General features: G+C 63.1%; 9 protein-coding genes. 4 read left to right on the top strand and 5 right to left on the bottom strand.

The window, feature by feature from the left end; genetic code table 11:
- Nucleotides 1-290: 290 nt before the first annotated feature.
- From ON20_RS26405 to ON20_RS36875, 3 genes are all read right to left on the bottom strand, one after another.
- Nucleotides 291-1223: a transposase gene (locus ON20_RS26405; protein WP_218002631.1), complete on the bottom strand. Its 933-nt coding sequence runs from the start codon at nt 1221-1223 to the stop codon at nt 291-293.
- A gap of 457 nt (nt 1224-1680) precedes the next feature.
- Nucleotides 1681-2025 carry a YybH family protein gene (locus ON20_RS26410; RefSeq protein WP_040839906.1) on the bottom strand — a complete coding sequence of 115 codons (345 nt, stop codon included), beginning with the start codon at nt 2023-2025 and terminating at the stop codon, nt 1681-1683.
- A gap of 435 nt (nt 2026-2460) precedes the next feature.
- Entirely contained in the window at nt 2461-3027 is a 567-nt protein-coding gene (locus ON20_RS36875) for a hypothetical protein (RefSeq protein WP_157229021.1), read from the bottom strand.
- A gap of 277 nt (nt 3028-3304) precedes the next feature.
- Here ON20_RS36875 and ON20_RS33455 point away from each other — a divergent pair, with 277 nt between their 5' ends.
- A complete protein-coding gene (locus ON20_RS33455) occupies nt 3305-3796 on the top strand; it encodes a type VII secretion system-associated protein (RefSeq protein WP_051163363.1) in 492 nt (163 codons plus the stop codon).
- A 264-nt stretch (nt 3797-4060) separates the two neighbouring features.
- Here the strand turns inward: ON20_RS33455 and ON20_RS36880 are convergent, their stop codons facing one another.
- Nucleotides 4061-4885 carry a hypothetical protein gene (locus tag ON20_RS36880; protein ID WP_157229022.1) on the bottom strand — a complete coding sequence of 275 codons (825 nt, stop codon included), beginning with the start codon at nt 4883-4885 and terminating at the stop codon, nt 4061-4063.
- A 548-nt stretch (nt 4886-5433) separates the two neighbouring features.
- Between ON20_RS36880 and ON20_RS26425 the strand changes: the two genes are divergently transcribed.
- Both ON20_RS26425 and ON20_RS26430 read left to right on the top strand, forming a co-directional pair.
- Complete coding sequence (locus ON20_RS26425) at nt 5434-6348, top strand: tyrosine-type recombinase/integrase (RefSeq protein WP_245547504.1); 915 nt, start codon at nt 5434-5436, stop codon at nt 6346-6348.
- A 46-nt stretch (nt 6349-6394) separates the two neighbouring features.
- The gene (locus ON20_RS26430) at nt 6395-6901 is read left to right on the top strand and encodes a hypothetical protein (protein WP_040839899.1); all 507 of its coding nucleotides are present in this window, start codon (nt 6395-6397) and stop codon (nt 6899-6901) included.
- Nucleotides 6902-7187: 286 nt separating this feature from the next.
- Here the strand turns inward: ON20_RS26430 and ON20_RS37485 are convergent, their stop codons facing one another.
- Nucleotides 7188-7511, bottom strand: coding sequence for a hypothetical protein (locus tag ON20_RS37485; RefSeq protein ID WP_169332379.1), 324 nt, complete (start codon nt 7509-7511; stop codon nt 7188-7190).
- On the opposite strand from ON20_RS37485, the gene ON20_RS26440 reads away from it, so the two are divergent.
- Nucleotides 7482-8102 (top strand): hypothetical protein, encoded by a 621-nt coding sequence (locus tag ON20_RS26440; RefSeq protein ID WP_169332380.1) that lies wholly within the window; start codon nt 7482-7484, stop codon nt 8100-8102. The genes ON20_RS37485 and ON20_RS26440 overlap by 30 nt on opposite strands.
- The last annotated feature ends 103 nt before the right edge of the window (nt 8103-8205 follow it).

The following is an 8205-nucleotide window of genomic DNA, read 5'->3' on the forward strand; positions in this document are numbered from 1 at the left end:
GGGGCCTGGCGGACCGCGGCGAGGACCACGCCCGCCAGGTCCTCGGGCCAGTCCTCGGCCTCGGTCTCATAGCGTCGTGGCCACTTGTAGTACGTCGGACGGCTGATGCCGAGTACCGGCACGTCATCGCGACGCTGCCGAAGACTTCCTCGACATGACGCAGGACCGCGGGGCGCCGACGCACCTCGCGGTCCAACCCAGGCTCACTCACCCGGAACTCCTTACGATCAACAAGCCCGGATGTCAACCAACTCCTGCAGTTTTATACAGATGCTGCACGGTCAGCCGGATCACGGTGCCGGAAATGAGGTGCCGGAAATGATCGGCAGCGGCCCGTTGTGGTCGGTCCAGGCCGCGCGGCGGGTCAACCTCGGGTGCAGCCGATCCCACGCTTGCGCGGTCGCTGTCCCGTAAAATCTGGTATCGGTGCCGGTCACCACGTGTTCGTCGTTCCCGGTGGTCGGGTCTTTGAAGACGAACTCGCCGCCGTGTTCGGGCGCTCGACTGCCTGCCGGATTGTGGCGGCGCGACGGAGCAGGCCGCCGGAACACGCGATCCGACCGCAATCGGCCCAGGATCTGCACCGGCAGGTCGGCGAGCAGGTGCGCGATGCGCGGGGCGTCGTACCCGGCGTCGAGCACCACGGGAATCTCGGGGTCACCGCCACGCCACTGGCCAGCGACGAGGAGTCGGTGCACCACGTCACGGATCTGGGCGCAGGTCACCGCTGCGATATCCGCGCCGGGTGCCAGACGCAGTGCGTCCAGCGGCGCGGTCCAGGAGTGACGCCCGGTTTCCAGGGCGGCGACGATCGAGTACGGCCACCCCGGGAGCATCTGATGCTCGCCCTTGCCGCGGCCATAGGTGCGACAGAACGACCGATCCGGACACGTCGCACCGTCCGGGCGCAACCACGGCGACACATCGACCACCAGCACCAGGCGCCCGTCCGCGGCACGCGGCAACCGCAGCCCGGCCAACACCGTGCGCAGCCGGTCGACTTCGATCCGGCCGCTGTTCACCGCGTCGTACAACGCGCCGTGCCCGCGGCGATGCTCCGCCACCAGCGACAACCCGACCAGCGAGCGGACCGGACCCTCGGCGCACAACACCGCCTCACACAGTTCGAACAACACATCCGCCCGCGCGGTCAGACAGTCGTAGAACGCCTGCCGCAACCCCACCAACTCCCCGAGCGTGCCCCCACGCCCGCCATCCCTCATACTGAACACCGCAGCCCTCGAGTCGAACTTCTCTGTCCCGCAACAGGAATCATCGACCAAGGGCTGCTTGCGTGACCAACCGGGGACCCGTCACGGCACCCGGCAGGTTAAAACCAAGCTGAGCGCCAACGGGCTGTACCGCTGCTACTCAACCTCCAAGTACTGCCGCGCGGGCGCCGCCCGCTTGCCATCGAGAGCCGCTTCGCCCTTGGTCGCCGCGGCCGGCGACGGGCGACCGATGATGCCGCCGACGCCGACAGTGGAACAGATCGACACGATATTCTCCGCTATGGGTACACAGAAAACGCTCCTCCGTGGAGCCGGCCATCGTCATCGTCGGAGACGACTACTGATGTCGGGAATCAGGAACTTCAGCGACGGCGGCACGTGGATGGTCGGACGACGCGGCGGGAACCGTGGACCCGGGTAATTGTCGGTGCCGGTCGACCCTGATGGGCTACTCCGCCGGCAGAATCGATGGCTGGTCGATGATCCATCGCCAGCTACCGTCCGGCTGGCGGTGGGCGACCTCAACTGTTACGTCCCCGCTCGATAGCAGTGTCGAGGTGAGGGCGAAGTCGCCGTTCACGATCGGACGTTGCTGCCCGGCCGACTCCAGTTTCGGCTTGCCGGCCAGGAATTCGGTGTAGACAGACCGTATTCGTTCGTGTCCGATGCTCAACTGTCCGGCCGGGTAGGCGAGCACCGCGCCCGGCTCGTACAGCGCCACCACCCCCTCCACGTCCCCGGCATTGGCTCGCTCCAGGAAGAACTCCGCCAACTGCTCGGGCCGCAAGGCCACCGTATTTTCACCTCTCGCGTCATACATATTCGCCATTATCTCCCTCAGCGCCGGATTTCCGCCGGATGCTCCCCGACCCCCGATAGGAGCTCCTACGGCCCGGTAGGGCGGTTCGGGGCCCGGATGACGGTGAAGGCATCGGAGGGCGCGGTGCCATCCGGTATTTGAACGCCTAGATCCGCTGAACCGATATCTTCGTTGTAACGTATGTTGATTTCGCCGACTGTGGAACAGACGTTATGGTTCAGGCCGGCACCGTGAACAACCGCTGCCGCGTGTTCCGCGTGCGCATATGCAGGGTTTCCTGCTTCACAGGCCAGCATTATCAGTGGTTTACCGGGTCCTGCACGGGACGCGGCTCGGAAAAACTCGTTCGCCGCAACCAAATTTCCGAATTCTTCTCCTGGAAATGTTCTGATTATCCAGTCGGGATCGTCATCGGGTACCGGCGTTGACCCCGACATCGAACCCGTTCGGACCTGCGTGCGCCTGCACATAAAGCATGCCGTCGCCGGCTTCATCGGCCCACGGGGTGGGCTGAGTAGATCCTGAATCCGCCCAGTAGGGTTCACGGCCGTCAGTTGGCGTGACGCGATGCTCGGGAAAGTATTCTGTTTCATCCCAACGGTTCGGCATTCGCGCCCATGTCGGGAAGGCCTCCTCGTCTGCCGGCCGGTCGTCTTCTGCTTTCCTGGTAGGAAAGTAAATTCCGTTAGTGCGCCCTTCGTGGTCGATCAACCGATCGACGCGCACGTCAAGGACGTTATGAGACGTGCCGTGGATGTCGGTCACACCGAAACCGGAACGCTGCCTGTTGACGACATCGGCCCCGACCTCATCGGCGTTCGACGCATCGTTCCCCGCACAGCGAACTCGGCCGGTGAACTTTTCGATACCGTTGTGGATGGAACGAGCACCGGTATCGAGTAGTCCTGCAATCTGTTCGGCCGCCTTGCACAGCAGTCGAGGGGCCATCCCGCCGAACAGGGGCTCGCCTGTCACACCGCTCACGGTTTATCTCGAGGACGACTCGAGGGCGCCGGCGCCGCACCCACCGTGCACTACAGGAAGGGTCTGCTTCACCCGCATCACCACATCGCACGTCGGAACGGATAGCGCGACCTTTTACCCTACCTCGCCACCAGGCTATGCGCACAAAATTCGGATGCGCAACCATAGGTGGGTGCCATGAGATGTGGCGATAGGCGTGGCGCCGACGTGAGGACAACGAACTGGGGGCAACCTTCCACCGGAAGCTATCCGGCACCACAACTGGTTCGTGCTGGTCGATCCCGCTTGGAACCGGACCGATCCGGCCGAATCCCCGCCCGTGGATGTCATCGTGGGCGGATGGGAACTGCGTGCCGATGCCACGACCGGGCCGTTTCGGCCGAATCCCCGCTACCGCCCCAGCACCCCGAGCGTACCGACCGATCCGATCGAGGCCGTACTACGCCTGATCGCCGAAGGACAGCAACTCGGCACCGAACTGGTCAACGCCGTCCGTGACTCGATCGTGGAAATCGGCTGCGACGTACACAACCGGCCACTACCGGACACGGCCTCCGGCGAAGTGCCCTGCGTCATCGTCGCCACCGCCGAACTCCAGAAGGCACACATCGACATCGACCGGTGGATCCCCGTCCACGGCAATACACTCATCGACATCATCCCGACCAGCGCCGATGTTCTCCTCAACCCCGCCGGCGTCGCTCCTTTCCGACTCCGAACAGCCACTCTCCGTTCTGCCACGACAGACGATCACAGCTGAGACATACAACCTGCTGCGGGCGTCGAGCCCGTCTCGGGGTCAGAGAGCATCCGGCGGAAATCGGCCCGGAGTCCCGAAGCCGGCCCGAGCCGCAAAGTGGCCTCATGTCGGATAGTCCGGTCATCGGTTGCCGGGGGAGGGGGTAGTGCTTCGATCTCGCCGCTGTCTATTTAGGGTCAAGCCTTATCCCAAGGAGTTCCGCGACGACATCGTGCGGGTTGCCCGTAATCGGGAGCCAGGCCAGAAACTCAAGGTGAGATCACCTCACCGTTCGACCACAAGCGCTGTGCGGTTCAGTACAACCCAGTAGTATTCGGTGTTCATGGACTCGTATGCGTCATAGCCGCGAATGGCTGCGAAACGACCCATGTCTTGCAGCACCCATAGCTTGCGTTTCAACTTTTCCAATTGATCGGCCGTATCTCGCGAAGGATGATCTTCCAGACTTATCATTTCTTGGTAGATCTGATTCCGTTCAGCCTCTCTCTCCGCTTTAAGTTCAGCATACGATGCGGTTTTTACACCAGGTCGTAAAGCCATTCTCATCTTGTGATCGTACGTGTGCGTATAGAACTCATCCGTTGTCACATATGTTCCCGATCCGCTGACACCACGACCTGCAAAATAGGTTCCCGTCTTGAAGCTTTGCACATATTCCGGTTTACTCACTCCCCTGAATAGCTCGCGGCCTCCGGATGCGATAACTGCATCGACGCCTCCCGGTCCGGCAAGCATCGGCAAACCGTCGAATCCTTGCTGTCTGTAGATTTCCTCCATTATTCTAGGGTGAGAGCTTTTGTGGTCGTAGCTGCGTTCAGCATATAATCTCTCGTAATCGATTTTATTAAACAAATCTTTACCTTGGACAACCGTGGCCGTATCTACTGCTACACTGTCTGCATTCCGCGAGATAGGGGTACTGGGCTCGGCACCGTCCAGATGAGTATCCTTCGGGACCGCGTCTTGAGCCATTTCCTCTGCTCGCTCGTGTTCCTTGACCGCAACTTTAGTTACGTCGGTGACATCCAGATACCCCCTCTTGGTGAGCTTGGCGCTGTCCCATATCCCCTTGACGGCTCTTGCAGCCACTTTCCGTATAATACTTATTATCTCGCCGATTAAGACATCATTCCATGACCATCCTCTGACCGCACGTTGTAGCCGGGGTACGGGGTCCAGGTTCGCGAAAAGTCACGCTCAGCGGTTTGGCTATCAATCCGAGCAGCGCAGCGGCGCTACCGCACATAATTTCCGGAGTCGCCGGCGCGTACCGCGGTCCGGCGGTACGAGGAGTCACGGATGGTGCAGATCCGCGGAGTCCGGAGCCGAGCCGGTACCGCAGATAATGAGTCACTATCTGCGGTAACTCCTACTACTTATGTCGTAACGGTTAGTTCGGTAGTTCCTCGCCGGAGGCTGCTTGGGCGCTACTGGGCAATCGTTCGCAGCCTGGCCGGGTGACTCCTCCGGTAACTCCCAGGGCGATTAGACCCTTTCGCTAAGGAGTTATGGCAGATAGTGGCATACTATCTGCGGTAGCTGTTCGCTCGTCCCGGCGTTATGGACGTTTCACGTTGGGGCGACTCGGGAAACTATATGCGGTAGCGAGTTCGGAGGCGGGGACGGGGCGGGTTCGGATGCTTCCGAGGGCGGCCGGTGGTGTGCGGCTGGCGGATGCGGTGCAGATCTATCTGGCGACGCTCAGGGTGCGAAACACCCGCGAGACCTACGCTGTGGCACTGGATCGGTTGGTGGCCGATTTCGGTTCGGATACGGATGTGTTGCTTCTGGGTTCGGAACCGGATCGGGTGAGTGGCTGGTTCACCTTCGTGTGGGGCGGTAAATCGGCGAAGACGTTCAACATCAGGTTGACAGCGCTGGCGTCGGCGTGCGGGTACTGGCGGGAGCAGGGCTGGCTGACCGGGGATCCGCTGGTGCGGCTGCGGGCCAGGCCCGCGCCGCCGGACACCAGTAGGGCGTTGAGCCGGGAGCGGGTCGCGCAGATTCTGGGATCGGATGCACCGCTGCGGGAACGGGTCCTGTGGCATCTGCTCTACGAATCCTCGGCCCGCGCCGAGGAGGTGCTGATGCTGGATGTGCCCGACCTCGACACGGCGAACCGCTGCGCGGTGGTGACCCGCAAGGGCGGAGCCCGGGAGATCATCGCGTGGCAGACCGGCACCGCGCGGTTGTTGCCGCGGATGCTGGTCGGGCGCCGCTTCGGGCCGCTGTTGCTCACCGATCGCAGGGCTCGCCCGTCGGTGGCGGCAGGCGATGTCGACCCGTCGACGGGTCGGGCCCGGTTGTCCTACCGTCGCGCCGCCGAGTTGTTCGAGGCTCACACCGCGGTTTTCGACGATGGTCCGTACACGTTGCATCAACTGCGGCATTCCCGGCTGACCCATGCCGCGGAGGACGGCGCGTCCACGCCGGTGCTGATGAAACTATCGGGGCATACCTCGGTACGGAGCCTGGTCAAATACGCGCGGATCTCCGACGAGGGATTGCGCCGGTATCAGGCCGACAGCGACCCTGCCGCTCGACGGCGGTGATCTCGGCGGTGGGTTTCGTGTCGGGTGCTGTCGGCCGGAGTTCGTGATGAGCTGGGTACCCCTGAGTGAAGCGGGGCGTGAGTTGCTTCAGCGCATGCGCGACGACATGGTCGAGGTGCTCGCTCACCGGGCCAGTCCCCACTTGCATCGCACACTGGGTGACCTGGCCGAAGAGGTCCGTGGGACACGAAGGATCGGCGACGCCGATCACGATGGTCGTGAACTGGTCGAAGCCGGCATGTGGCGACCGGATCCGCCGACGGTGCACGAGGGCCGCGGTGGTGAACGCGACCGGGTTCCCGATAACGTGGCGGCGCTGCTGGCCAAGGTCCACGCGAGCGGGGTGGATCCGGGGACCGCGGCCCGGGTCGAGCGGGCAGTACTGGACAGATACCAGCAGCAACGACAGGTGCGGGAGCGGAGCCTGCGACAAGAATTCCTCAACAACAGATCTCACGCCCTGCGCGACCGAGGCGAGACTGAGGACGCGGCCGAAACCGCCGCCAGAACGAGGTCGACGATTATCTGCGCGGGGAACGCGCCCAGCAGCTGATCACCCGCGACGCCGCCGCCCGCACCACCGAATGGGCAGACAACATCGGACTCGCCCCCGTGCTTCGCGAGATCGCGACCTCACCGCGGACCCGGGCGGGATCGGTCGATGACGCACTGGCCCGGCTCACGGCACGGGCCGAACAGAATTCCTCGCTGCCCAAGGGTCTTGGACAGGCGCTCACCCGGCTCGAGAACAGCAACGCCGATCCCCACGCCGTTGACCGAGCTACGAGATTGCTGCACGACCGCTACCACGAATATCGGCAGCAGCCCATGGCCAACACCTACCGTGAGACCCTGCTCGAGCGGCGGGCCGAGTTCACGCGCGACGGTTTCCCCCGCACGTCGCCGACCGCCTTGCTCAACGCGATACCGAGGCCTTCACCCAAACACCGAAGGCGCAGCGGATGATCGACAGCGTCGCGGCGAACAACACCAATCAGTGGTTCGAGAAGATGCGCGGCGCAGCCGACCGTGACGGCGTCGATATCGCCGACCGGCTCGCCGAGATCCACCGGCACGAACATCAGCCGGTGCCCGAACCCGAACTCCGCGCAGCCGCCGATCGTCTCGACGCCATGCATGCCGATCTCGACACCATCCAACACCGGCTGAACACCCTGCTGGAGAGATCACCGGAACTGGCAGACAAAGGTGCTGACCGCTGGCAGGAAGGAATCGACACCACCCGCAACAGCATCTCGCGCCTCTCCGAGACGGTGCGCGCCGGAACCACAGGAGATGAAACCGTCACCCGGCGCTCGATCAACGACGCCGCCCTGCACGGCCCTGAAGCCAACCTCCGCGGATACGACGGCGAAATCCGGATGGCCGCCAAACTCGACAACATCCACGATCTCGGCCCGCTGGTCGACGTGAGCACCCCCACCGGCACCCGTATGGCCAGCGAGGTCGATATCGTCACCGACCAGGGCCGCACCTGGCATGAAGTGAAAACCAATGATCCCGACGCCCAGCGTTCGCACCAGAAAGAGCTCGAAGCACAAGCCCGCAAACAGCTCGCCATCTCCCATATGAACCGCGAGTACTGGGTAGACGGCAAGCCGCCGGAGCTGAAGATGCACTTCATGAACGGTGTGCACCCCAATGTAAAGTCCCGCATCGAGGCCATCCGCATCGAAGATGAGAACGGGCACATCCTCGACAACCATCGTGTCGAGGTCATCGACGAGTCCTGAGCAGGGAACTCACTCGCCCTCGGGGGCTTCCGGATCGCGCAGTGGACGATGCGTTCCGCCGAGATCGGGCAGATAGAAACTGTAAAGCCCATCAATACCGATA

Origin of the sequence: Nocardia brevicatena NBRC 12119 (assembly GCF_000308495.1) — a bacterium.
Classification (GTDB): Bacteria; Actinomycetota; Actinomycetes; order Mycobacteriales; family Mycobacteriaceae; genus Nocardia; species Nocardia brevicatena.

What these genes read in the sequence shown, in the direction of transcription:
- ON20_RS26430 (WP_040839899.1), top strand. Translation starts at nt 6,395, where the DNA reads ATGAGCTGGGTACCCCTGAGTGAAGCGGGGCGTGAGTTGCTTCAGCGC.
- ON20_RS26405 (WP_218002631.1), bottom strand. Translation starts at nt 1,223, where the DNA reads ATGAGGGATGGCGGGCGTGGGGGCACGCTCGGGGAGTTGGTGGGGTTG.
- ON20_RS26440 (WP_169332380.1), top strand. Translation starts at nt 7,482, where the DNA reads ATGCATGCCGATCTCGACACCATCCAACACCGGCTGAACACCCTGCTG.
- ON20_RS26425 (WP_245547504.1), top strand. Translation starts at nt 5,434, where the DNA reads ATGCTTCCGAGGGCGGCCGGTGGTGTGCGGCTGGCGGATGCGGTGCAG.